The sequence below is a fragment of the Micromonospora sp. NPDC049051 genome (genome assembly GCF_043197575.1).
Lineage (GTDB): Bacteria > Actinomycetota > Actinomycetes > Mycobacteriales > Micromonosporaceae > Micromonospora.
In genome coordinates, this window is record NZ_JBICTL010000004.1 from 311,738 (window position 1) to 334,423 (window position 22,686).

The 22,686-nt window shown below is 67.4% G+C and carries 24 protein-coding genes, 3 tRNA genes and 3 pseudogenes; 26 read left to right on the forward strand and 4 right to left on the reverse strand.

Features of this window, described 5'->3' with window-relative positions; all coding sequences use genetic code 11:
- Positions 1 to 5: 5 nt before the first annotated feature.
- The 6 genes from ACGFIR_RS18160 to ACGFIR_RS18185 all read left to right on the forward strand — a co-directional run bounded on the left by ACGFIR_RS18160 (position 6) and on the right by ACGFIR_RS18185 (position 5,832).
- Entirely contained in the window at positions 6 to 197 is a 192-nt protein-coding gene (locus ACGFIR_RS18160) for a hypothetical protein (protein WP_393146129.1), read from the forward strand.
- Complete coding sequence (locus ACGFIR_RS18165; RefSeq protein ID WP_393146131.1) at positions 194 to 769, forward strand: DUF2637 domain-containing protein; 576 nt, start codon at positions 194 to 196, stop codon at positions 767 to 769. Before ACGFIR_RS18160 ends, ACGFIR_RS18165 begins: the two co-directional genes overlap by 4 nt.
- On the forward strand, positions 766 to 2,541 hold the full coding sequence (locus ACGFIR_RS18170) for a replication initiator (RefSeq protein ID WP_393146133.1): 1,776 nt from the start codon (positions 766 to 768) through the stop codon (positions 2,539 to 2,541). Before ACGFIR_RS18165 ends, ACGFIR_RS18170 begins: the two co-directional genes overlap by 4 nt.
- Entirely contained in the window at positions 2,538 to 2,723 is a 186-nt protein-coding gene (locus tag ACGFIR_RS18175) for an AlpA family transcriptional regulator (RefSeq protein WP_030329852.1), read from the forward strand. Before ACGFIR_RS18170 ends, ACGFIR_RS18175 begins: the two co-directional genes overlap by 4 nt.
- Positions 2,720 to 4,156 (forward strand): tyrosine-type recombinase/integrase, encoded by a 1,437-nt coding sequence (locus ACGFIR_RS18180; RefSeq protein ID WP_393146136.1) that lies wholly within the window; start codon positions 2,720 to 2,722, stop codon positions 4,154 to 4,156. Before ACGFIR_RS18175 ends, ACGFIR_RS18180 begins: the two co-directional genes overlap by 4 nt.
- 185 nt (positions 4,157 to 4,341) lie before the next feature.
- Entirely contained in the window at positions 4,342 to 5,832 is a 1,491-nt protein-coding gene (locus tag ACGFIR_RS18185; RefSeq protein WP_393146138.1) for a P-loop ATPase, Sll1717 family, read from the forward strand.
- Between the two features lie 920 nt (positions 5,833 to 6,752).
- Here the strand turns inward: ACGFIR_RS18185 and ACGFIR_RS18190 are convergent.
- The 4 genes and pseudogenes from ACGFIR_RS18190 to ACGFIR_RS18205 form a co-directional block, all read right to left on the reverse strand.
- Positions 6,753 to 7,013, reverse strand: a pseudogene (locus tag ACGFIR_RS18190) (integrase); the annotation flags it as partial.
- Between the two features lie 56 nt (positions 7,014 to 7,069).
- Positions 7,070 to 8,026, reverse strand: a complete 957-nt coding sequence (locus ACGFIR_RS18195) for a hypothetical protein (protein ID WP_393146140.1) — start codon at positions 8,024 to 8,026, stop codon at positions 7,070 to 7,072.
- The gene (locus tag ACGFIR_RS18200) at positions 8,023 to 8,652 is read right to left on the reverse strand and encodes a DUF6932 family protein (RefSeq protein WP_393146142.1); all 630 of its coding nucleotides are present in this window, start codon (positions 8,650 to 8,652) and stop codon (positions 8,023 to 8,025) included. Before ACGFIR_RS18200 ends, ACGFIR_RS18195 begins: the two co-directional genes overlap by 4 nt.
- Positions 8,653 to 9,200: 548 nt before the next feature.
- Entirely contained in the window at positions 9,201 to 9,659 is a 459-nt protein-coding gene (locus tag ACGFIR_RS18205; RefSeq protein WP_393146144.1) for an ArsI/CadI family heavy metal resistance metalloenzyme, read from the reverse strand.
- A 246-nt stretch (positions 9,660 to 9,905) separates the two neighbouring features.
- Between ACGFIR_RS18205 and ACGFIR_RS18210 the strand changes: the two genes are divergently transcribed.
- The 20 genes and pseudogenes from ACGFIR_RS18210 to rplA all read left to right on the forward strand — a co-directional run bounded on the left by ACGFIR_RS18210 (position 9,906) and on the right by rplA (position 22,457).
- Positions 9,906 to 10,274 carry an ArsR/SmtB family transcription factor gene (locus ACGFIR_RS18210; protein WP_393146146.1) on the forward strand — a complete coding sequence of 123 codons (369 nt, stop codon included), beginning with the start codon at positions 9,906 to 9,908 and terminating at the stop codon, positions 10,272 to 10,274.
- Positions 10,271 to 10,978, forward strand: a pseudogene (locus ACGFIR_RS18215) (aquaporin); the annotation flags it as partial. The gene ACGFIR_RS18210 and the pseudogene ACGFIR_RS18215, both read left to right, overlap by 4 nt.
- Positions 10,979 to 10,998: 20 nt before the next feature.
- Positions 10,999 to 11,514 (forward strand): GNAT family N-acetyltransferase, encoded by a 516-nt coding sequence (locus tag ACGFIR_RS18220; protein ID WP_393146148.1) that lies wholly within the window; start codon positions 10,999 to 11,001, stop codon positions 11,512 to 11,514.
- Between the two features lie 13 nt (positions 11,515 to 11,527).
- A pseudogene (locus ACGFIR_RS18225) lies at positions 11,528 to 11,934 on the forward strand (arsenate reductase ArsC).
- 92 nt (positions 11,935 to 12,026) lie between these two features.
- Positions 12,027 to 12,584: a dihydrofolate reductase family protein gene (locus tag ACGFIR_RS18230; RefSeq protein ID WP_393146150.1), complete on the forward strand. Its 558-nt coding sequence runs from the start codon at positions 12,027 to 12,029 to the stop codon at positions 12,582 to 12,584.
- A gap of 310 nt (positions 12,585 to 12,894) precedes the next feature.
- Positions 12,895 to 13,728, forward strand: coding sequence for a hypothetical protein (locus ACGFIR_RS18235; protein ID WP_393146152.1), 834 nt, complete (start codon positions 12,895 to 12,897; stop codon positions 13,726 to 13,728).
- A gap of 94 nt (positions 13,729 to 13,822) precedes the next feature.
- Positions 13,823 to 14,065, forward strand: a complete 243-nt coding sequence (locus ACGFIR_RS18240; RefSeq protein WP_393146154.1) for a hypothetical protein — start codon at positions 13,823 to 13,825, stop codon at positions 14,063 to 14,065.
- A gap of 201 nt (positions 14,066 to 14,266) precedes the next feature.
- Positions 14,267 to 14,632, forward strand: a complete 366-nt coding sequence (locus ACGFIR_RS18245; RefSeq protein ID WP_393146156.1) for a hypothetical protein — start codon at positions 14,267 to 14,269, stop codon at positions 14,630 to 14,632.
- 579 nt (positions 14,633 to 15,211) lie between these two features.
- A complete protein-coding gene (locus ACGFIR_RS18250) occupies positions 15,212 to 15,355 on the forward strand; it encodes a hypothetical protein (RefSeq protein ID WP_392998393.1) in 144 nt (47 codons plus the stop codon).
- A gap of 56 nt (positions 15,356 to 15,411) precedes the next feature.
- Positions 15,412 to 17,940: a putative bifunctional diguanylate cyclase/phosphodiesterase gene (locus ACGFIR_RS18255; protein ID WP_393146158.1), complete on the forward strand. Its 2,529-nt coding sequence runs from the start codon at positions 15,412 to 15,414 to the stop codon at positions 17,938 to 17,940.
- A 96-nt stretch (positions 17,941 to 18,036) separates the two neighbouring features.
- Positions 18,037 to 18,109: transfer RNA gene (locus ACGFIR_RS18260), tRNA-Thr, on the forward strand.
- Between the two features lie 25 nt (positions 18,110 to 18,134).
- Positions 18,135 to 18,207: transfer RNA gene (locus ACGFIR_RS18265), tRNA-Met, on the forward strand.
- Between the two features lie 131 nt (positions 18,208 to 18,338).
- Positions 18,339 to 18,506, forward strand: coding sequence for a 50S ribosomal protein L33 (gene rpmG / locus ACGFIR_RS18270; protein WP_013288652.1), 168 nt, complete (start codon positions 18,339 to 18,341; stop codon positions 18,504 to 18,506).
- A gap of 126 nt (positions 18,507 to 18,632) precedes the next feature.
- Complete coding sequence (locus tag ACGFIR_RS18275) at positions 18,633 to 19,079, forward strand: MaoC family dehydratase N-terminal domain-containing protein (RefSeq protein ID WP_392998397.1); 447 nt, start codon at positions 18,633 to 18,635, stop codon at positions 19,077 to 19,079.
- 1 nt (position 19,080) lies between these two features.
- On the forward strand, positions 19,081 to 19,473 hold the full coding sequence (locus ACGFIR_RS18280; RefSeq protein WP_392998399.1) for a MaoC family dehydratase: 393 nt from the start codon (positions 19,081 to 19,083) through the stop codon (positions 19,471 to 19,473).
- 128 nt (positions 19,474 to 19,601) lie between these two features.
- Positions 19,602 to 19,674 (forward strand) — tRNA-Trp (locus ACGFIR_RS18285).
- Positions 19,675 to 19,890: 216 nt separating this feature from the next.
- Positions 19,891 to 20,283: a preprotein translocase subunit SecE gene (gene secE, locus ACGFIR_RS18290; RefSeq protein ID WP_392998401.1), complete on the forward strand. Its 393-nt coding sequence runs from the start codon at positions 19,891 to 19,893 to the stop codon at positions 20,281 to 20,283.
- Between the two features lie 38 nt (positions 20,284 to 20,321).
- On the forward strand, positions 20,322 to 21,044 hold the full coding sequence (gene nusG / locus ACGFIR_RS18295) for a transcription termination/antitermination protein NusG (RefSeq protein WP_357460220.1): 723 nt from the start codon (positions 20,322 to 20,324) through the stop codon (positions 21,042 to 21,044).
- Between the two features lie 184 nt (positions 21,045 to 21,228).
- Positions 21,229 to 21,660 (forward strand): 50S ribosomal protein L11, encoded by a 432-nt coding sequence (rplK, locus tag ACGFIR_RS18300; RefSeq protein WP_121399898.1) that lies wholly within the window; start codon positions 21,229 to 21,231, stop codon positions 21,658 to 21,660.
- 80 nt (positions 21,661 to 21,740) lie between these two features.
- Positions 21,741 to 22,457, forward strand: a complete 717-nt coding sequence (rplA, locus tag ACGFIR_RS18305) for a 50S ribosomal protein L1 (RefSeq protein ID WP_392998403.1) — start codon at positions 21,741 to 21,743, stop codon at positions 22,455 to 22,457.
- The last annotated feature ends 229 nt before the right edge of the window (positions 22,458 to 22,686 follow it).

A 22,686-nucleotide genomic window follows, 5' to 3' on the forward strand; every position in this document is an offset into this window, starting at 1 on the left:
CCGCCATGACCACCCTCACCCGCTTCATCAACCGGTTCCGCCGTCCGCTGCGCATCCAGCTCGTCGGCCCGGCCGACCAGACCGCCGCCGCCCTGCACGGCCTGGCGCAGATGGTCAACCGCCGGCCCGACATGAACGACCGGCGCATCCGCATCGACGTGACCATCCGCGAGAAGCCGTTGGAGGAGTGGCGATGACCGAGCGCACCGAATCCGCGGTACGCCTGGTGATCCTGCTCGCCATCGGCACTATGGCAGGCGCCGCCGCCTTCACCCATGTCCACGACCTGTCTGTGGCCCACGGCCAACCGCACTGGATCGGCTGGGCCAACGCCGTCGCCGTCGAACTGATGGCGATCTACCTCGGGCTCGAACTCCGCGCCCGCCGCCGCGCCCGCCGCCCGGTCGGCCTGGTCGCCTCGCTGCTCGTCGCGTTTGCGCTGCTGTCCCTCGCCGCCCAGGTCGCCGAAGCGGAACCCTCCGTGTGGGGCTGGATCGTGGCGGCCGTGCCGTCCCTGGCGTTCCTCGCCCTGGTCAAGGTCGTCCTGTCCAACGCCCCGGCCACCCCCACGGCCCCCGAACCGGACCAACCCCCGGTCGACTGGTACGAGGTGCCCGAGCAGGTCACCCCCGACCCCGAACCCCAGCTTCCGGCCGAGCCCGTGCCGCCGGCTGTCCCGGCTCCGGCTGTCGTCTCCGCCCCGGCGGCGGTGCTGCCTCCACGTGTCGTCCAGCCGAACCGGCCGCACGTCGTCGGGATCATCCGATGACCGCTGCGACCCTGCCCGGCTTCGCCACCGCCGCCCCGACCCCGGTTGTTCCTCGGCCGGGGTCGCGGGCGGCCCGCATGGCGCTACCCCGCTCGGTCGACGTGCTGAAGGAAATCGCGGCTGAGTACGGCGTCTGCGTCCGCCCCCTGGCGATGCGCCGCACCGATCTCGACACCGGCCTGACGGAGGTCATCGACCTGCCCTGCGGGGCGACCCGTGAGGACAAGTGCGGGCCGTGCGCGAAGAAGAACCGCCGGCTGCGGCAGGCCCAGATCCGGGAAGGATGGCACCGCGACGACGAGCCGCTACCCGGCCCGGAACCCGCGACCGAGGAACAGAAGGCCCTGATCCTCCTCCGGGCACACTTCGAGTTCGCCCGGGACGAAGCATGCCGAGCCAGCCAGTACGACCAGGTTGCCGACCTCAACGAGGCAATCCGCGAGGTAGAAGAAGCCATCGCCGCGGAAGGGCTGCGCGGTCGCGTCGGGCCACCCCACGGCAGCGCCGATAAGGACCAGGACGATGAGCCCGGCCGTCGGCGCAAGCGCTCCACCAGGCGGCGTCAGGATGCCCCCGACCTGCCCCGGCGCAAGGTCGAGCGGCGCACCGTCGGCAAGACCTACACCGCCCCGGACGGCTCAACCTTCCGGCCGTCTATGTGGCTCACGCTCACCCTCGACTCGTACGGGCCGGTCCGCCCCGACGGCACCCCGGTCAACCCCGACCGGTACGACTACCGCCGCGCCGCCTGGGACGCCGTCCACTTCCCACGGCTGCTCGACCGGTTCTGGCAGAACCTGCGCCGCTGTGAGGGCTGGAACGTCCAGTACGCCGGCTGCGTCGAGCCTCAACGCCGACTCGCCCCCCACGCGCACTTCGCCATCCGCGGCACCATCCCCCGCGACGTGCTGCGCACCGTGGCGGCAGCGACGTACCACCAGGTGTGGTGGCCTTCGGTCGACGTCCAGCGGTACACCCTCGACCGGCTCCCGGTCTGGGACGAGCAGGCGGCGGCGTGGGTCGACCCGGACAGCCACGAGCCCCTGACCATGTGGACGGAAGCACTCGACGCCATCGACGACGATCCGGACACGGAACCCGTGCACATCGTCCGCTTCGGCTCCCAGGTCGACGCCCGCGGCGTCATGCCCGGCACCGCCGACGCCGAACGCACCATCCGGTACGTCACGAAGTACATCACCAAGCACACCGGCGACTGCCACAAGGCGACCACCGACCGGCAACGCAAGCACCTTGACCGGCTCTGGCACCAACTCCAACTCACCCCCTGCACCGACCGCTGCGCCAACTGGCTGCTCTACGGCGTCCAGCCGAAGAAAGCGAACGCCAAGCTCAAGCCGGGCCGCTGCAAGGGCAAGGTGCACCAGCGGGACACCCTCGGCATCGGTGGCCGGCGCATCCTCATCTCCCGCGACTGGTCCGGCAAGACCCTCGCCGACCACAAGCACGACGCGCGGGCCTGGGTGCGGGCGCTGCTCGGCACCACCACCGACAGCGGCGCGGCCGGCGAGACCGGGCAGCTCGTCGACGACCAGGGCGCCACCGCCGAACGTGTCCGACACGCCTGGGAACTCGCCCGACCCGACGACCCCGACGTGGGGCCCCTGTCCCACCGGCTCATGCGGTCGATCAGCGAACGGGCCCGCTGGCGGTCCGAACTCCTCGCCGCTAAGGACCGGGCCGCGCAAGGGTCCTCAGATCTTTCGGCAACTCAGCACAGCGCACAGCACCACGGGGAGGAAAGACAGTGAACGAGGAGTTGTTGACCGTGCCGGAAGTGCTCGCCGAGCTGCGCGTACCGCGCTCGACCTGGTTCTACTGGCGGCAGACCGGCAAGGGACCGCGGGTGATCAAGCTCCCGAATGGGCAACTGCGGGTCCGCCGGTCGGCGCTCGGTCGGTGGCTCGGTGACCTGGAGCAGGACGCAGCGTGAAGAGCTACGAGGTCCAGATCTGGGAGATTGGCAAGCGCGCAGACCGGAAGGCTCGGCCGTGGCGGGTCCGCTGGGCGGTGAGCAGCCAGCGCTTCGAGGAGATGTTCCGTACCAAGGCCCTGGCGCACTCGTTCCGCGCCGAGCTGGTCCAGGCGGCCAACGCGGGGGAGCCCTTCGACCCAGCCACCGGCCGCCCGGTCTCGGAGGCCAGAACCAAGAACCCCACGACGTGGTACGCGCACAGCCGCGCGTACGTCGAAATGAAGTGGCCCCGGGCGGCGGCCAAGACCCGGCGGTCGATCGTCGAGGCGCTGACCTCGATCACGGTGACCCTGACTCGGCCGACGAAGCGGGGCCGACCGGATGACGCCCTGCTTCGTGAGGCGCTGTACCTCTACGGGCTCAACCCGCGCCGCTGGTCCGACGAGACCCCGGCCGACCACGCGGCGGCTTTGGCCTGGCTGGAAACAGCCTCCCTGCCGGTCGTCGAGCTGGACTCGCCCGCGATGGTCCGCCGGGTCCTCGACAGCCTGTGCGTACGCCTCGACGGCAAGCCCGCGGCGGCCTCCACCGTCCAGCGCAAGCGGGCCACCTTCTACAACGCGCTCGGGTACGCCGTCGAGCTGGAGTTGATCGCCTCCAACCCGGTCGACCGGGTGCAGTGGACGGCCCCCGAGGTCGCGCAGTCCATCGACCGTCGGGTGGTGGCGAACCCTGCCCAGGTCGCCACGCTGCTGGAGGCGGTGAAATCTCTCGGCAAACGGGCCGACAAGGTGACGGCGTTCTTCGGCTGCCTCTACTACGCGGGCATGCGGCCCTCGGAAGCGGCGGACCTACGGCGGGAGGACTGCGACCTACCCGGGCGCTGCCTCGACTGTGGGACGGACTTCAACGACCTGGCGGCGGTGAAGCCTTCGGCGTCCTGCGACCACGAGAAGATCGAATACCGCTGGGGTCGCCTGGTGCTCGCCGGGACCGCCCCGCGCGCCGGCTCGCACTGGACCGATGACGGCGGCTCGCATGAGCGGCGCGGCCTGAAGCACCGGGGCCGGCAGGAAACCCGAACAGTTCCGATCCCGCCTCGGCTCGTCGAGCTGCTGTGTGCGCACGTCGAGAATCACGGCGTTGGTCCGGACGGTCGGTTCTTCCGGGGACTGCACGGCGGCCCGCTCTCCGAATCGGTCTACGACCGATGGTGGAAGCTCGCCCGGGAGAAGGCCCTGACCGAATCGCAGGTCGCCTCGCCGCTCGTCCGCCGCCCCTACGACCTTCGGCACGCGGCGGCCTCGCTCTGGCTGAATGCCGGCGTCCCGCCGACCGAGGTCGCCCGGCGCCTGGGCCACGGCGTCGCCGTCCTGCTCCGCGTCTACGCCAACTGCATCGACGGCGGCGACGACACCATGAACGACAAGATCAGCGACGCCCTCGGATGATGGCGGAACCGAGGAGGGTGCAGGGCGAGGGATAAGTGCGCCACTAAGTCATGCGGACCCAGCTGCCCATATCCAACTGATGCGCCGGCACTTTGGCTAGCGCCCTGTAGAGTGCAGGTTCGCCGCGAGGCACCGCGTGACTCCCTCCTGCCGCTACGGTCCACTGCTAGATGCCGAGGTGCCGCATGAAGCCTGCATACCGCGATCTCTACTTCGGCATGAGCGATGCCCGTAATGAGATCACCGAGGACGAGTCATCTTTCATCAAAAGCTATGTCGATCTCAACAATGCTTCACAAGCTCTAGTCAACGGCCGGAAATTCCTCGTCCTTGGACCCAAAGGAACAGGAAAGTCCGCCTTGGCGTGGTACCTGCAGGCAACGGAGCGAGAGGGAAGTCACCTCGTCCACGTTCGAGACGCCACCACTCTACCTCTGGCCGAAGTGCCCAGAGTGCAGACTGGGCAGGTCGCCGGGCCTGAGCGAACAGTCGTAGCCTGGAAGTTCATTCTGCTCTGCAACTACCTGGAACTCCTGCTAAGTGACAAAGATTGCACGCTGCAGTTCGATAAAGAAGTGCAAAGGGTTGCGAAGTTGCTCCGTAACTTCGGCTTCGTGGGAGACGCTTCTGGGCGCGCATTGCTAAATGCCTCTAGCACTACCATTCAAATCCCTTTACCTAAACTGGGGCCAATTTACAAGCGCGAAAGCAAGCCGAGTCTAAACATCTACAACCTAGTCCCTTACATGGAGACCTGGGTATCGCAGGCCCTCTCATCGTCAAGGCATGTCCTTCTTGTTGATGGCTTGGACTCAATCTTCTTGAACGACGAGAAGTATGATGAGAGTCTTGCTTCGCTCGTGCAGGCCGCCTACGCGGTGAACCAAAAACTGATGTCGTCCGAGGCGTCCGGAAGCATCGTCCTGCTGCTCCGAAATGATGCCTTCTCTCGAATCGCGCTCTCGCTGCCGGATTCACAGAAGATGCGCGATGACCTAGCATTCGACCTGGACTGGCGCGTCCTGTCCGGGGCGGCTGGCGTTAACGCTCCTCTAATTCAGTTGGCAAATCAAAAGGCCGCCAAGGCGCTCGACGTCGAATCCGTCCGAGTCCTGGAGTATTTTCCACCTCAAATCAAAGTGGGTCAGCGCGGGCAGGGTCAGTCATTTAATACGCTGAAGTATCTGCTGAACATGACTCGGCATACCCCGCGAGACCTCTTGCGTCTGTTTGAAGAAATCCGCAAGGTTGAGGCGTCTGGAATCTACGGATCCAAGCCGCGGGAGTGCCTTGACCAGGAGGTCATCCGAGAAGGCGTGCTTCAGTACTCCAGCAAGTATTTCGTTGGTGCCATCTCGAATGAATTCGCGGGTGCCGAGGGTGGGCCGGAGAGTGCCATATCGGCAATCTCTGCACTCAAGGCGCTCGACAAGCAGCAATTCAACGCTAAAGAATTCACGGCCGCCCTAGAGGATCTAGGTCATGCAACGATCAGTGCCGATAAGCTGCTGACGCTGCTCTTCTATGCCGGGGCCGTAGGTAACATGGTGGCAGGCCGAAGTGAGAGTTATATGCACTTCTACCACCGGCGTGATGACTCCGAAGTCTACCTGAAGGGATCGTTCATCCTTCACAACGCACTCGTTCACGCTTGGAATGTCCATAGGGGCGCTTAGGGTTCTGCCGTCCTGCGGAGAGGATGCGGCTGGCTATCTGCCGTGGGCGGATCGTGGGCGAGAGCCTGAAGATCACGGGATCGAGGAAGGTGAAACGCCAGCTAAACGCCGGTGCCTCTACCGGAATCAGGTGCCCCCTGTAAATCCGTCGCGAAAGCTACAGAGGTTCGAATCCTCTACCCGCCACCAGGTGCAGAAAGAGGCCCCTGACCAGCGGCAACGCCGGTCAGGGGCCTCTTTCGTGAGTCTCGCTCAGTCTCGCTCCAGCCCGCTCGATCTCGCTGGCTGTGTCGTATACGTGTCGCCGTCCAGCCTGGGGATGCTGGGAGGTGGGCGAACAGCTCACACTGTCTGCCATGGCGACATGGGACCGGTCGGACGTACTAGCGCTCGCTGCTATCGCTGTGGCTGTGGTGGCCATCGCGGCTGGCGCGTTGGCGGCCCGGCGTTGGGGAACGCGGCGCGGGGCCATCTCCTTCTACTGCGTGGCCACCCCCTTGATTCCTGAGGGCTATCTGCGGAACTCCGCGAAAGACCTTCTCAAGGTGACGTGGCGGGACATAGATATCAAAAATCCTCATCTAGTGCAGATCAGGATTCACAACACCGGGCCACGGGACATCGCGAGTGCCCACTTTGACAGCGGGAGACCGCTCCGAGTGCGTTTGAACTGCACGATGTTCGGAATCACCTCATGGTCCGATCAATTGACACGCACGGTGTCGCGAGCGATCGGGGATGAAGCTGTCATCGAACTTGGTCCGCACCTGCTTCGGAGGGGGGGAGGTATGGACTGTCAATGTGCTGGTAGGTGGCCGCCCTCTGCCTGAGCTGGTAAGCCCACTGATCGATACCGACGTTCGCGATGCCACGCAGTCGACCAAAGACCTGGTGGACCTGGTGGCGATACCGTAGATCGACTAGATCCCGAGGGCGGCTTCGATCCGGCGGCGGGCGGCTTCCTCCTGGCCGTAGACGCACTTTGCGTAGACCCGCATGAGAACGTGCACGCTGTGCCCGGCCCACTCGGCTACCTGAGTAGCCGGCACCCCAGCGTTAAGCCAGAGCGACACGGCAGCGTGTCGGAGGTCGTACGGACGGCGAGCCAGCGGGGAGCGCTGTTGCGCCGGGGTGAGCACCTTTGCCCGCGCGTCGCGCCACGCCTTTCCGTAGGTGTTGTTAAAGCGTCGGCGAGCTAGCCGCTCCGAATGGGTTGGAGTCGGCTAGCGCTTCTTTGTTAATCGTTCTGAAGTGTGGGTTCGGAGGCTGCAAACCCTACAAACTCATATCGCGGCGGGCTTGCGATTCCCAGTCTGTTCACGCGAGTTTTAGCCGAAATCACGACGTGAACCATTTCGCCGAGCATGATGTTCAATCGTAGTAGGTTCTCTTGACTCTCAACGTGAATCGTGTAGCGCTTCTTGCGTCCGATGCTTGTTTTTACGTCGAACGTGCCGTTGAGGTCCATGGCTACGACAAGGCCGCTGATGTTCAGCGTCTCGCTCTGAATCTGATCCTCCCACTGACTGCGAACGTGTGCTCGCGCCCGATCCGTCAAGGAGGATTGCCTATGTGCGCCAGTCGCGGACCGCCACCTCAGGCGAAGCTGTAGGTTGTGTTGGTCGAGAGCCTTCGTTAGCTCGTGCAACCCCTTGAGTAGCGGAGCTGAGTTGCCAAACTCTCGTAGGTCACCCTCTCGCTCGGCGAGGTCGTGTAGACGGTTAATCCGCTCAAGAACAGCGTCAAGGCGATCGGCAACGATGGGAATTTCGTCGCCGGCGGGAGCGGCCTCAGTTCCAGTCGGAACCAGATGCAGAATTGCACTTCCTCGCGATATTCCAGCGAGTTCCAGTTTTGGCATCTCTGAAACCCCCTGAGCCGTCGCCGCGCCGTCGACTTCTTGAGAGAATGCTCGCAAGATATCCTCGGCGATGTTGATGTCCAGCGACCCGGCGCTTACTTTCTCACCTGAGACTGTCAGGTCTAGGCGACGGCCAAGTCGGGCCGACTGATCGTATGACGCAATCGTCTCGTAGTAGTTCCTATCGAGGATTTCATCAATTGAGCTTGTCGGCTCTTCTGAGGACTCTATCGCTGCCCATAGGCGGTTGACCTCCGCCAGATCTACGTCAGGGTGTACCGGCGTAGATGCGGAGGGTCGGTAAGTGCGTCGAGGGCGAGGGCTCCTGCTCATGTCAGCCTCACCTCCACGTAGCCCCGAACCCACTTGCCGCTCTCCGGCGTGGGAGCGCCTCTAGCATCCCCCTCTGGCCGTGCACGGGTCCACCAGTCGTCTAGGCCGCCGCGCTTGACCATGTAGTTCTCCTGGTCAGCGCTGTACGGCTCTCTCTGCCAGGGGGTGCCAGGGTAGTAGTAGGGGACCACGGTAGGTGTTACCCGCAGATCGCGCTCTAGATGTCCCCGGCTCGCGAGCTTGCTGATTTGGGTCTTGTGCCTGATGCCTAGCTCGTCGGCCCGGGTCAACGCGCTGCCGTCTATGAACACCACAAGATCTACGTTGCGGGGGTGGAGTCTGACGGTACTGATGAAGCTACCGCCGAGCCACAGGCTAGTGACCAGCCCTTCGTCGCCTACAGCCTGGGCGAGTCGAGCCTCGAACAGTCGCCACATCTGAAGGTACTTGAGTAGGCCCTGCCAACAGTCGCGACGCGTCGTGGACGACCGGAAGACCTCCGCCTCAACGAAGGCCGCCTTGACTTCATCAAGGTCCAAGAGGTAGCGGCCGTGCTGGGGAAATCCAAGATCGTTGAACGGTAGCAGGTCGGCCGGGCTGCTCAGTTGGGCAGCCGGGACGGTCATGCCGTTGGACGCTACCGGAAGCCAGATCGTGACGCCATGACTGCAAGGAGCCATACCGCCCAGATCGGTTGACGTTTGGAGGGCCGACACGGCAAGCACCCCTCCTACTTCTGTAGGCCCGCGCGTTCATGATGCCTCTGTCTCGCTGCGAAGGCTGAGGAGGCGGGGAGAGGGTATCGAGGAGAACCGACACTTTCGGCGTAGGTGGGGAGAGGGGGCGCTGTGTCGCATAGGTGTCGTGACGCCCGGCGCGGATGTGGTTTGTGCTGGTCAGAGCCTTGACTGTAGCGCTCTGTAAATCCGTCGCGAAAGCTACAGAGGTTCGAATCCTCTACCCGCCACCAGGAGCACCAACGGCCCCTGACCAGCAGGAATGCTGATCGGGGGCCGTTGTCGTTTGTCCGGCTGCATTCAGCCGTTGACGACGGGCTGTGGGCAGGTCGATCTTGCCTTTGGGTCTTGTCCGGGCTGGGCCGGGGCCGGTGGGAGCTGGTAAGGGTAATCGCGCCCGCCCTCGACCTCCGAGGGCGGGCACGGGCTCGCAGCGGTCAGCAGCAGTTTCCCTTGGCGCCAGCCGTGGCCGGTTCCTTGTCGTTTGCGGGGGTGCAGCACGCGCTCTCGGTGGCCTTCTCCAACTGGTCGGAGTCGGCCTTGACGGTGTAGACCTCCCAGGGCTCGTTGCCGGGGCCGCGTACCCACACCTTGTCCTGGAGGGCGTAGCAGCATTCCGTGCTGTTTTCTTCGAGGGTGATCAGGCCGGAATCGGTGAGCCGCCTGGTGGCGGCGTTGACCTCGTCGGTGCTGAACACCTCGATGCCCAGGTGGTCCATGACGGTCGGCTGGTCGGGCTCGCCTTCGAGCAGTACGAGCTTCAGCGGTGGGTTTTCGATGGCGAAGTTGGCGTAGCCGGGGCGACGCTTGGCCGGCTCGGTGTCGAACAGCTTCGAGTAGAAGGCGATGGAGCCTTCGAGGTCCGATACACGCAGGGCGAGCTGGGCGCGGGACATGGTTTCCCCTCCTGGCGGGTTCAGCGGATGTGGTGGCTGGTGAGAGCAAGTGGTACGGGTGCACAGGGCGTCAGTCGTGGCGGGCCGCTTCGCAGACCTGCCCGTACGACTCGCCGGGTGTCACGGGCGGGCCGTGGCCGGGGCGGCGACGCGATCGCTGCGTGACCATCACTTCGTCCTTGCCTAGATGGTTTTCGAAGCAGGGCCTACGTTGCACCCTGTTTCGAGATCTGTCAACCTAGAGGCGTGTCGAAACAAGTGCTGCCGGTGGTGGACCTCCAAGCCGTGGCCTGCTGCTCCCCGATCGCGGTCCGCCCTCTGGACGCCGATCAAGCGGCGATGGTCGCGCCCATGTTCAAGGCCCTGGGTGACCCGATCCGGCTGCGGCTGATGTCGATGATCGCCTCGGTGCCGGAGATCTGCGTCTGCGATCTGACGCCGGCATTCGACCTGTCCGGGCCGACCATCTCCCACCACCTCAAGGTGCTGCGCGAGGCTGGCCTGGTCGACTCCGACCGACGCGGCACCTGGGTGTGGTATCGGGTCCGCCCGGAAGCGTTCAGGCAACTCGGCGCGCTGCTGGACATCTCCGCATCCGCGCAGGCCACCGCGTGACCCTCACCCGCGCCCGCCGGGCATCGGCTGAATTCACCGGTACGGCCCTGCTGGTCGCCGCGGTCGTCGGGTCCGGGATCGCCGCCGCGCGGCTTTCGCCCACCGATGTCGGGCTCCAGTTGCTGGAAAACGCGATCGCCACCGCCCTCGCCCTGGGCGCGCTGATCCTCATGTTTGGCCCGGTGTCGGGGGCACACTTCAACCCGGTCGTCTCCGCCGTCGACTGGTGGCTCGGCCGTCGTGCCGGCACCGGCCTGACCGCCCGGGACCTCGCTGCCTACGTCCCCGCACAGGTCGCCGGGGCCATCGCCGGGGCGGTGCTGGCTGACCTCATGTTCGGAGTACCCGCCGTGACCTGGTCGGGCGCCGTCCGGGCCGGCGGGAACCTGTGGCTCGCTGAGGTGATCGCCACCGCAGGCCTGGTCCTCCTGGTCTTCGCCCTCGCCCGCACCGGTCGTACCGCTGCGGCCCCGGCCGCCGTGGGCGCCTACATCGGCGCGGCCTACTGGTTCACCTCGTCCACCTCGTTCGCCAATCCCGCCGTCACCATCGGCCGTGCGTTCACCGATACCTTCGCCGGCATCGCCCCGGCGTCCGTGCCTGGCTTCGTCGCCGCCCAGCTCGCCGGCGGACTGGTCGCCGTCGCTGCCGTCGCCGCCTGGTATCCCCACGCCGCCGACTCCGCCGACTCCGTCGTGGTGCCGCGCCTCGCCCGGGAGAGCCGATGAACGCCCCCGCCAGCAGCATCGGCATCACCATCGCCGCCATGGGCAACCAGCACGCCGACGCCGTGCTGGAGATCTACCGGCTCGGCATCGCCACCGGCAATGCCACCTTCGAGACCGAGCCGCCAACCTGGGAGCAGTTCACCGCCAGTCGGCTACCCGGTCATCGCTGGGTGGCCGTCGACCCCACCGGCCGGGTCCTGGGCTGGGTCGCCTGCTCCGCCGTGTCCGACCGGTGCGTCTATGCCGGGGTGGTCGAGCACTCCGTCTACGTCCACCCCGACGCCCGCGGCCAGGGAGTCGGCCGCCTTCTGCTCGACGCCCTGATCGCCTCGACCGAGCAGGCCGGCGTCTGGACCATCCAATCCGGCGTCTTTCCGGAGAACACCGCCAGCCTCGCCCTGCACACCGCCTGCGGCTTCCGCACCGTCGGCACCCGCGAGCGCGTCGGCCGGCACCATGGCGTCTGGCGCGACGTCACTCTCCTCGAACGACGCAGCCCCACCATCACCTGACAGGGACCTGTCCATGCGCCGAAAGCCCAGCGTCCTGTTCGTCTGCGTCCACAACGCCGGCCGTTCCCAGATGGCCGCCGGCTGGCTCACCACCTGTCCGGCGACAGGATCGAGGTCCGCTCCGCTGGTTCCGAACCGGCCGACCAGATCAACCCCGTGGCCATCGAGGCCATGCGCGAGGTGGGTATCGACATCACCGGTCAGAATCCGGCCCGGCTCACCTGGGACGCCGTCGAAGCCAGCGACACCGTCGTCACCATGGGCTGCGGGGACGCCTGCCCCGTGTTCCCCGGCAGACGCCACGAAAACTGGAAGCTCACCGATCCCGCCGACCAACCCCTCGACGTCGTACGCCAGGTCCGCGACGACATCAAGGCTCGGGTCATGCAGCTGCTGGCCAGCATCGAGCAACACGGTTGAGCAGGAGCGTGCGAGGCGGCGGCGACCGATTCGGTGACCGACGCCCAACTGAGGACCTGGCAGACTGACGCGCCCGTACCCGAAGGAGACGCATGGCGAAGCTCATCTACTCGATGATCTCCTCGCTCGACGGCTATGCCGAGGCGGCGGAGGGCGATCTCGGCGTCGGTGCCGAGGTCGAGGAGGTGCACACCTTCATCAACGACGTCTTCCGCCCCGTCCGCACGTTCCTCTACGGCCGGCGGATGTACGAGACGATGGTCTTCTGGGAGACCGCGCACACCCTGCCCGACGCGCCGCCGCACATCCTGCAGTACGCCCGCGACTGGCAGGCCGCGGAGAAGGTCGTGTACTCCACGACGCTGGAATCGGTGTCGAGCGAGCGGACCAGGATCGAGCGGAGCTTCGACCCCGACGCGGTACGCAGGCTCAAGGCCGAGTCCGAGCACGACCTCTCCGTCGACGGCCCGACCCTCGCGGCCCAGGCGATCAGGGCCGGCCTGGTGGACGAGTACCACCTGTTCATCACCACGAGCGTGGTCGGCGGCGGCAAGCGGTTCTTCCCCGACGGCGTACGCCTCGATCTCGAGCTGGTCGAGGAGCGTGCCTTCGACAGCGGACTCATCTACGCGCGCTACCGGACGCGCTGAACCGCACCGGTTGGTGATCCTGCCGGCGTTCTACCGCCGCCTCGCTCACGCCGGACACCACGCTGTCTGGCGAACCCGGCCCAAGTCCCCACACTGCTGAAGGCGGTGAACTGCATCGACGGCGGGGACGACGCCATGAATGACAAGATCGGCGAGGCGCCGGGTTGACGAAGGCGAGCAGCAAGATCGATTGTTGCCCTACCTCACCTGCGAGGAGAGGCTTGACCAACTGCGCGACACTCGTAATCATGTGGCGACTGGCTGTAGCTGGCTCGATGCCAGAGGGTGTGGGTCACGCGGACGGTGGACATTGATCGAAGGTCTCGCCACCAGGCGGGTGCTGCCAACACCTCGTCCGTCAGGCATGCGCGATGTCCGGGCACGTCCAACCCGCGATCGTGTTGTCTGGGCGATGCTCGTTCTCCTGGTTCTGACGCTTACCGGCTGCGACCCAGAGACGGAGGGCAAGGTCCGCTACAAGCCTGTGCTGTTGCCCGTGTCGCTGACGGTCGGGCCCGATGGTGTCGCTGTCGAGGGTGAGACGAGCTTCGTCACGCCGATCGGAGAGTTCTCGATCGGCGCTCAGTACTCCCTTCCCCCGCGAGATGGCAGCACGATCTACGTCCTCCTTCGCGACCGTAAGAAGGGCAGGACCGGCTTCGACCGGGTGTTCAGGGTCCAATCTGGACGTGAGCAGCTCACGGTGGTCGTGAACGGGAGCACCACCATCCAGGTGAAGAATGGTCAGGTTCTGATCGACATCACCGGTGGCGCCGTCAAGAAGGTCCAGTTCAAGCGAGTGGACCAAGCGGCGGTGAAGGAAGGCGGCGACTCGTTCTGGGGTCAGACTGGCGCGAAGTGGAGCCAGGGTTGGGCATCTTCGCTCTACAAGCCTTTCGTGTTGACTCGCTGGGCCTATGACGATTCGACAATCGACAAGTGGTACGGACTTGGGTTCATCTGGTTTCTGCTACGTCTGGCACTGGCGTTGGTGCTGCTCCTCGCGGACCTCGTCTTGAGTTCGATATTCCTGGTAGCGCAGGTCGCCTACCTGGTTTTTGGTGCTACCGGCCGGAACATCGTCTGGGGAGTCGCCATCCTGCTGGGGATCATGATCGTCGCCGGAGCCCGCAGGCTCCTCTGATTCCGATGCGGGGCGCGTGGGCGAATGATGGGCGGTCGCGCGCGCCAGTTGGTTGTACAGGTAGAACCGCAGCGGAGGCGCTCACCACGCGCAGGTGGAGGCGATCGGGGCCGAGGTGTGGTTCGAGGAGTTGAAGCCGGCTGAGGCCCGGGCCGAGTGGGTCGCCAACGGGTATCCGGGGGAGGTCGCCGACTGGCTCTTCGCCACGTGGGCGGAGTCCGCACGGAACCCGACCCCCACCAATCAGGCGTGGGCGGACGTCGTACCGCACCTGACCGGTCGGCCCGCACGTACCTTCGCGCAGTGGGCCAACGGCCACGCGGCCGACTTCCGCTAGGCGGTCAAGTCCCAACTCGGGACGGGCCGTGGACGCGGCGATGAGTGTTGGTTGTGACGACGGATATCAACACCCCTCGCACCACATTCCAGGCCAAGGTTGACGACAGGCTAGGGCGGCGGAGCGCCGGCTGGGCGTGCGCAAGCGCTCGGGCTCCTAGGCGTACCTCCGTCGTGATCTGGTGGGGGCATGAGTCTGAGCGTGGATGTCTTCGTCCCCGACGAGCACGGCGGGAGGAGGTTGGCGGATTCTCCCGCCGACGGATCGGACCTCGCGGGTTTCGAGAGCTGGCGTACGGAGGTGTGGGGCTCGCCTGCCGTCAACTCGCTGGGGGCCCGGTATTTCCCGACGTTGGCGACGGGCGACCTGGTGGTCGCTCCCGACGAGGTGCCCGATTTTCTCGACGAGTGCGAGCTGATCCGAGCGAACCTCCATGCCATCGCCCCGGCCGATGCAATACGGAAGCCACACCAGTGGTATGTGGCGCAGATATCCGCGCGGCTGTCGAACGTCCGTGACGCGGCCCTACGGGCGCAGCGGATCGGCGGCGGAGTGATCGTCTGGTAGCGGACTGGTGCGGACGTTTCCGACGAAGCCGCGCTGGTGACGCGGATCGTCACGCGGGACGCCCGACGGGTCACGCCTTGTCGTCCTCGCGCGGTGGACCGCGCCGGCGGGGCCCGGGACCGACGCCCGACGCCTGACGGCCGCCTCCGCCGCCGGAAGCGTCCGGTTGGCTGCTGCCGCCGTCACGGTCGACGGGCGCGACCGCTGGCGCGGGATTCGTGGACGGAGTTTGTCACTCCGCCGTCAGAGCCCTGGCGCGATGGCGCAGAACGAGTATGGTGGTCGATGTCCGCTTGCGCCTCCTCCGCGGCAGGAGGTCACCCATGGTGAAGGCAGGTACGTCTGGACTCCCGGATCTTCCCCGAATTGCGCGGAAGGTCGCATTCCGCAATGTGCGAAGTGCACGGTGGCCGCTCAGCCCCGTGATCAGGGCTCGGTCGGAGCGACCCGTGGGCCGAACGGCGCAACGTCTCCGACGCTCGTCCGGTCGGTACGCGCACTGCTTTCCTGGTTACCTGCCTTGTGGCACGATCGTGGAACCTCCACCATCCCCGTGACACTTCCCCTGCAGGAGCAAACATGTCTCGTCGAAGGCTCGGCCGGCTGCTCGGCTCGCTTTTCGCGCTCGCCGCTGTCGCGAGCGGTGTCCTGGTCGGTGACCTCCAGGGTCTCGGCGACCTCCAGACCGCCGACATCATCTGGAACATGCCCGCGCCTCGCTGAGAGTCAACCAGCGCTCGATGACGTGAAGCCGGTGGGCCGGTAAAGGGGGACACGGGATGGCGGGTCGTGGCCCCACCGGCCCCCGCTCCACTGAATACGCATGGCTGATCACCGGGCCGTTGGCCCTGATCGCCATCGTCTGCGCGACGGCGGTCGGCCTGGTCGCACCGCAACCGTTCGGCGAGTGGTCGCTGGCGGTGCCACTCCTCGTGACCATGGTGGCCGCCGGGCTTCCGGTGCTGAACTTCACCGTGCGGCGGCAGTCCCTCGGCGTGGCCCTCACCGAGATCCCGCTGATCCTCGCGTTCTATCTCGTCGAACCGCTGACGGTCGTCGTGATCTACACGGTCGCGACGGTCGTGACCCACCTCAGGCACCGGTTCGGCGCGACGAAGTTCTGGTTCAACGTGGGCCGGGCGGCCGCGGGCTCGTCCCTGGCCGTCCTCGTGCTCCAGGCCCTGCCGCCCATCGAGGGCGTCGGACCGGCCACCTGGCTCAAGCTGGCCTTCGCGGCCAGCATGGTCAATCTGCTGAGCATGGCCTCGGTCGCAGGCGTGCACACGCTCCTGCAGGGCTGGGCGGCGGGGCGCGGCGCGCTCCGGCAGTCCATGCCGGCCCTCCTGGCAGCGATGATCAACATCGCCAGCGGGATCATCGTCCTCATCCTCATCGTGAGCACCTGGTGGTCGTTGCTGCTGCTGGGGGCGCTCCTCGTCGCGCTGGCCTTCGTCTACCGCGCGTACGCCCAGTTCTTCCGGCAGCACCGCACCCTGACCGACATGTACGAGCTGAGTCGCGCGGTGAGCGAGAGCGGCGAGTACGGCACCCTGCCCGACGCCCTCCTGGGCCGCGTGCGGGCGCTCATGCAGGCGGAGTACGCCACGCTCTGGCTGCCCGCCCAGGGCCGGCACCCGGAGGTGCTGCTGACCGCCCGCAACGACGCCCCCGGCCTGCTCGACTTCGCCAAGACCCCGGCCGCCCTGCGGGAACGGGCGCGCGACGAGGGTCGCACGGTGGCCGTCGGTAGAGGACTGACGACCGACGGTGACCTGCGCGCCACGCTCTCGGCGCACCGGGTCAAGGACGTGATCGTCCTGCCACTGCGGTCCGGTCAGGCGGTCATCGGCACGCTGGAGGTGGCCAACCGGCTGGGGGACAGCAACTACTTCGTCCGCACCGACGTGCCCCTCTTCGAGACGGTGGCGGCGCACGCGGCGGTGGCGCTGGAGAACTCGCGGCTGGTCGACCGGCTCCGGCACGACGCCAGCCACGACACGCTGACCAGGCTGCCCAACCGGCGGCGGATCACGGACGCGCTGGACGAGGCCGTCAAGATCCGGGCACCCGGCGAGGTGGTGGCCCTGCTGTTGTTCGACGTCGACCGGCTGCGCCAGGTCAACGAGTCACTCGGGCACGCCGCCGGCGACAAGGTCCTGGTGGAGGTCGCCAACCGGCTGCGCTCCTGCGTACCCTCGTCGGCCCTGGTCGGTCGGGCCGGCGGCGACGAGTTCCTGGTGACGCTGCGGCTGGAGAGCGCCGAGGCGGCGGTGGAGCTGGCCGCGCAGCTGCGCGAGCAGATCCGCGACGAGATGGTCTTCGACGCGCTCACCCTCGACGTGGACACGGCGGTCGGCGTCGCCGTGCACCCCGACCACGGCAGCGACGCCGCGTCCCTGCTGCAACGGGTGGACCTGGCGGCGACGGCGGCCAAGTCCGTGCCGGGGAGCGTGCAGCTGTTCAGCCCCGCGCTGGAGTCCCGGTCGCTGCGCCGGCTCGGCCTCGCCGGCGACCTGCGGCGCGCGCTCGACGACGACCAGCTGGAGGTCTACTTCCAGCCCAAGGTGACGCTGCGGGACCGCCGGCTGGTGGGCGTGGAGTGCCTGGCCCGGTGGGAGCACCCGGCGCACGGCACGGTCGCCCCGGAGGACTTCGTGGCGGTGGCGGAGCACACCGGCCAGCTCGGCCGGTTCACCGAGTTCGTGCTCCGCGAGGGGCTGCGGCGCAGCCGGGACTGGACGCACGCCGGCCAGCCGCTCGCCGTCGCGGTCAACCTCTCCGCCCGAACGCTCACCGACCAGCACTTCCCGGCCCGCGTCCAGGAGCTGCTCGACGAGTACGGCGTACGGCCGCAGCTGCTCACGTTGGAGATCAAGGAGGCCGGGGTGCTGGACGGCACCGACCGGCCCATCCCGACCCTGCGGCGGCTGCGTGACCTCGGCGTACGGCTGTCGGTGGACGACTTCGGCACCGGCGACTCGTCCCTGGCCCACCTGCGCCGGCTGCCCGTGCACGAGGTGAAGGTCGACCGCTCCTTCGTGCAGGGCATGGCGACGGATCCGGGCGACCTGGCCATCGTCAACGCGGTGGTGACGCTCTCCCAGCAGTTCGGCCTGGCCGTGGTCGCCGAGGGCGTGGAGAGCGAGCTGACCCTGGAGCTGCTCCAGGACATCGGCTGTGAGATCGGCCAGGGCTTCCTGTTCAGCCGACCGCTGCCGTACGAGCGGCTGGAGGCCTGGTTCGGCGCCCAGGTCGACCCGGAGACGGTCTCGCCGGGGGAGCTGCCCCGGTTGCGCGCCGTGCCCTGATCTGCGGAAACGCCTTGGTGGGGGATCCGATTTCATCTGCGCCGCATGGCCGTGTAATGTATCCCCTGCGCGTCGCCCCCCGGGGAGATCGCGCAGGCCCCCTTAGCTCAGTCGGCAGAGCGTCTCCATGGTAAGGAGAAGGTCTACGGTTCGATTCCGTAAGGGGGCTCAGAGGGTCCGGCTGGACCCGCCACGGCGGTGTAGCTCAGATGGCAGAGCAAGCGGCTCATAATCGCTGTGTCGCCGGTTCAAGTCCGGCCACCGCTACTCTCGTCCACCGGGCCAGTTCCGGCGGTCGGTGGGATGGGCGCCACAGGCGCCCACTTTGCATGTCCGCGCCATCAGCGCGTAGGCTGATGCGCCGTAGTTGTTACCCGTAGCGAGGAAGGCACTCCGCCGTGGCGAAGGCGACCGATGTCCGGCCGAAGATCACTTTGGCGTGTGTGGAGTGCAAGGAGCGCAACTACATCACGCGCAAGAACCGTCGTAACGACCCGGACCGCATCGAGCTGAAGAAGTTCTGCCCGCGGGACGGCAAGCACACGGTCCACCGCGAGACCCGCTGACCCGTCGCCGGCACCGCCGGCCTGGTCTCCGACGCTTTTCGATCGCCGGTCCGTAGGGACGGCGCGGCTCTGGCCGCCGCCGCCCCGTACGGACCGGCGATCGTCGTTTGCGTGTAGGTTCGCCGCATGTCCCTGGACCCGTCCTTCGTCGGCCGGACGTATCCGCCGACCGCCCCCTATCAGGTGGGCCGCGAAAAGATCCGCGAATTCGCCACGGCGATCGGCGCCGCCGATCCGGCCCACCACGACCCGGAGGCCGCCCGTGCGCTCGGCCACCCGGACGTGGTCGCCCCGCCGACCTTCCCCATCGTGGTCACCATGGCGGCCAACCAGCAGATCATCGACGACCCGGACCTCGGCGTCGACTACAGCCGCGTCGTCCACGGCGACCAGCGCTTCGCCTACACCCGGCCCGTGGTGGCGGGGGACGAGCTGGTCTGTGTCAGCGTCATCGACGACGTCAGCAGCCGTGGCGGGCACGGCTTCCTGACCACCCGCACCGAGGTCGCCACCCCGGCCGGCGAGCCGGTGGTCACCGTCTGGTCGAAGCTCGTCGTACGCGGGGAGGGCTGAGATGGAGCTGCCAGCCAGGACGTTCCGGGTGACGCGTGCGGACCTGGTCCGCTACGCCGGCGCCTCGGGGGACTTCAACCCGATCCACTGGAACGAGCGGACCGCCACGAAGGTGGGTCTGCCGGGTGTGATCGCCCACGGCATGTACACCATGGCGCTGGTCGGCCGCGCGGTGGCGGAGTGGGCCGGCGCGCCCGACGCGATCGTCGACTACAACGTCCGCTTCACCCGGCCGGTGGTCGTACCGGACGACGACGAGGGCACCGAGATCGAGGTCACGGCGGTGGTCCGCGAGGTCACCGAGGACGGCCTGACCAGGCTCGACGTGACCGCCGTCTGCCGGGGCGAGAAGGTGCTGTCGCAGGCCCGGGCGACCGTCCGGACGGCCCGCTGACCAGGCTCCCGACGCGCGAGGGGCAGACCGGTTGGGAAAGTCGTGCCGCTACCCGTACACTGGTCCGCCGTGGGGCAAGTAACCCCTGCACGGTCGTGTGTGACCGGGCAGGGTGAGCATTGCCGCACAGGGGTGTAGCTCAATTGGCAGAGCAGCGGTCTCCAAAACCGCAGGCTGCAGGTTCAAGTCCTGTCACCCCTGCGCCTCAGGCCTGACCGTTCCCGTGGGTCGCGCCGCCGTACGGCGGCGTCCGGCCCGTGGTGGTGGCATCGGCGGGGTGGGCCCGAGGCATTCGGGCCCTACTCTGGCTGATCCGCCGGCCGCGGCCCGTCGCGGGACGGTTGGTCCGGCCGGCGTGACCAAACGCCGCGCACGCCCGACAGCGTGCGACCCCGACATCCCGCGACGGAGGGCGAAGTGGCCGACAAGAAGCGGCGCGGCGAGGACGCCGGCGACGACCGTCTGCACGACGAGGTCGTCGACGACGTGGCCGACGACGACGCCACCGACGCCGAGGAGCCGGTTTCCCGCGGCGGCACCGCGACGCGCTCCCGGGCGAAGGCGGATTCGGCGGACAGCCGCCCGAAGACCAAGGCGGAAACCGATCGCGTGGGTGTGTTCGGCCGCATCGCCCGATTCATCCGCGAGGTCGTGGCGGAACTGCGTAAGGTCATCTGGCCGACCCGCAAGGAGCTGCTGACCTACACGGCCGTGGTGGTCGCCTTCGTCGCGGTGATGCTGACGATCGTGGCCGGCCTTGACTTCGCCTTCGCGAAGGGCGTGCTGTGGGTCTTCGGCAACCCCAGCTGACCGGCCGACTGAGCCGATAGTGACGGAAGTGAGCGAGCGTGCCTGAGTACGACGAGACCGCCGAGACCACGGACGAGCAGTCCACGGTGGCGACGGCGGCTGGTGACGAGTCGGTCGAGGCCGCCAGCGAGCCGGAGTTCCCCACCACCGAGCCCGCCCCGGACGAGGACTACGACCCGGTGGCCGAGCTGCGGCAGAAGCTGCGCTACGCGCCGGGCGACTGGTACGTGGTGCACTCGTACGCCGGCTACGAGAACAAGGTCAAGACCAACCTCGAGACCCGGATCACGAGCCTCGACATGGAGGACTACATCTACCAGGTCGAGGTGCCGACCCGGGAAGAGGTGGAGGTCAAGAACGGGAAGCGGTCGCAGGTCCAGGCCAAGGTCTTCCCGGGCTACATCCTGGTCCGGATGGAGCTGACCGCCGAGTCCTACTCCTGCGTACGCAACACGCCGGGCGTCACCGGCTTCGTGGGCGCGACGGACCGGGCCGACCGCCCGGCCCCGCTCTCGCTCGACGAGGTGCTGAAGTGGCTGGCGCCGGCGGTCGAGACCGAGCAGAAGAAGGCCAAGCCCGAGATCAAGGTCCTCGACTTCGAGGTCGGCGACTCGGTCACCGTCACCGACGGCGCCTTCGCCTCGCTGCCGGCGACGATCAGCGAGATCAACGCCGACCAGCAGAAGCTCAAGGTGCTGGTGTCGATCTTCGGCCGCGAGACGCCGGTCGAGCTGAACTTCAACCAGGTCGCCAAGATCTGACGTCCGGATCGCCGGCGGTGGGTAGCGGCCCGCCGCCGGCGTATCCGTTCCGCCCTCCAGCCCGACCTCGGCGCAGGCGGCGGCGGGACGCTGCGCTACCCTAGAACGTCGCCGCTGTCGCATCGCGCTGACCGTGCGCGCCCGCGGCCGGCACCTTTCCCAGTTTCAAGCCCCAGGAAGAGACATGCCTCCGAAGAAGAAGCTCGTCAAGACTTTCACGCTTCAGCTGCCGGCGGGCCAGGCCACTCCGGCGCCGCCGGTCGGCCCCGCGCTCGGCCAGCACGGCGTGAACATCATGGAGTTCTGCAAGTCCTACAACGCGCAGACCGAGTCCCAGCGGGGCGACATCGTCCCCGCCGAGATCAGCGTCTACGAGGACCGCAGCTTCACCTTCGTGCTGAAGACCCCGCCCGCCGCCCGGCTGCTGATCAAGGCCGCCGGCGTGCAGAAGGGCTCGGGCGTCCCGCACAAGGAGAAGGTCGGCTCGGTCAGCCGCGCCCAGGTGCGTGAGATCGCCGAGAAGAAGATGGCCGACCTCAACGCCAACGACATCGACCAGGCTGAGAAGATCATCGCCGGCACCGCCCGGTCGATGGGCCTCAACGTCACCGACTGACCTCGGTAACCACCGGATCCAGTTCGTGGGAGGGCGCGCGGACCCCGCGGCCCGCCATAGACCACAGGAGTACGCAGAAAATGCAGCGCAGCAAGAGCTACCGCAAGGCCGCCGAGGTCATCGACCGGTCGAAGCTCTACACCCCCGCCGAGGCCGTGAAGCTGGCCAAGGACACCACCACCGCCAAGTTCGACGCCACGGTCGAGGTCGCCATGCGCCTCGGCGTCGACCCCCGCAAGGCGGACCAGATGGTCCGTGGCGTGGTCAACCTGCCGCACGGCACCGGTAAGACCGCCCGCGTGATCGTCTTCGCCGCTGGCGCGAAGGCCGAGGAGGCCGCCGGCGCCGGTGCGGACGAGGTGGGCACCGACGAGCTGGTCGCCCGGATCCAGGGCGGTTGGCTCGACTTCGACGCGGCGATCGCCACGCCGGACCAGATGGCCAAGATCGGCCGGATCGCGCGGATCCTGGGCCCGCGCGGTCTCATGCCGAACCCGAAGACCGGCACCGTGACGATGGACGTCGCCAAGGCCGTCGCGGACATCAAGGGCGGCAAGATCACCTTCCGGGTGGACAAGCACTCCAACCTGCACCTGATCATCGGCAAGGCCTCGTTCTCCGAGTCCCAGCTGATCGACAACTACGCGGCGGTCCTCGACGAGGTCCTGCGGGCCAAGCCGTCCGCCGCGAAGGGCAAGTACCTCAAGAAGGTCACCCTGACCACCACCATGGGCCCGGGCGTCCCGGTCGACCCCAACGTGGTGAAGAACCTGCAGGAGGCCCCGGCCGAGGGCTGATCCTCCCGTACCCGTGACGGGGCGTCGCCACATCGTGGCGACGCCCCGTTCCGTGTGTCGGTGGATGGCAGGCCCGGCGTGTGCCTGGAGGACGTCTGACGGGGCCACCGGATGCCCGTCCCGGTCCTCAGTCCACGCCGCCGCGTCCGCCGGCGCCTGTCCGTCCTCCGGGCGCACGACGGCCACGGGCGGGAGCGCCGGGAGTGCGGCGTCGGCCTGGACGGGCGTG

Bases quoted from the DNA above. Each gene is read 5' to 3' on its own strand.
- rplK (WP_121399898.1), top strand. From the start codon at position 21,229: ATGCCTCCGAAGAAGAAGCTCGTCAAGACTTTCACGCTTCAGCTGCCG.
- ACGFIR_RS18160 (WP_393146129.1), top strand. From the start codon at position 6: ATGACCACCCTCACCCGCTTCATCAACCGGTTCCGCCGTCCGCTGCGC.
- ACGFIR_RS18165 (WP_393146131.1), top strand. From the start codon at position 194: ATGACCGAGCGCACCGAATCCGCGGTACGCCTGGTGATCCTGCTCGCC.
- ACGFIR_RS18195 (WP_393146140.1), bottom strand. From the start codon at position 8,026: ATGAGCAGGAGCCCTCGCCCTCGACGCACTTACCGACCCTCCGCATCT.
- ACGFIR_RS18185 (WP_393146138.1), top strand. From the start codon at position 4,342: ATGAAGCCTGCATACCGCGATCTCTACTTCGGCATGAGCGATGCCCGT.
- ACGFIR_RS18230 (WP_393146150.1), top strand. From the start codon at position 12,027: ATGGCGAAGCTCATCTACTCGATGATCTCCTCGCTCGACGGCTATGCC.
- ACGFIR_RS18205 (WP_393146144.1), bottom strand. From the start codon at position 9,659: ATGTCCCGCGCCCAGCTCGCCCTGCGTGTATCGGACCTCGAAGGCTCC.
- ACGFIR_RS18275 (WP_392998397.1), top strand. From the start codon at position 18,633: ATGTCCCTGGACCCGTCCTTCGTCGGCCGGACGTATCCGCCGACCGCC.
- rplA (WP_392998403.1), top strand. From the start codon at position 21,741: ATGCAGCGCAGCAAGAGCTACCGCAAGGCCGCCGAGGTCATCGACCGG.
- ACGFIR_RS18280 (WP_392998399.1), top strand. From the start codon at position 19,081: ATGGAGCTGCCAGCCAGGACGTTCCGGGTGACGCGTGCGGACCTGGTC.
- ACGFIR_RS18250 (WP_392998393.1), top strand. From the start codon at position 15,212: ATGTCTCGTCGAAGGCTCGGCCGGCTGCTCGGCTCGCTTTTCGCGCTC.
- ACGFIR_RS18255 (WP_393146158.1), top strand. From the start codon at position 15,412: ATGGCGGGTCGTGGCCCCACCGGCCCCCGCTCCACTGAATACGCATGG.
- ACGFIR_RS18220 (WP_393146148.1), top strand. From the start codon at position 10,999: ATGAACGCCCCCGCCAGCAGCATCGGCATCACCATCGCCGCCATGGGC.
- ACGFIR_RS18200 (WP_393146142.1), bottom strand. From the start codon at position 8,652: ATGACCGTCCCGGCTGCCCAACTGAGCAGCCCGGCCGACCTGCTACCG.
- ACGFIR_RS18170 (WP_393146133.1), top strand. From the start codon at position 766: ATGACCGCTGCGACCCTGCCCGGCTTCGCCACCGCCGCCCCGACCCCG.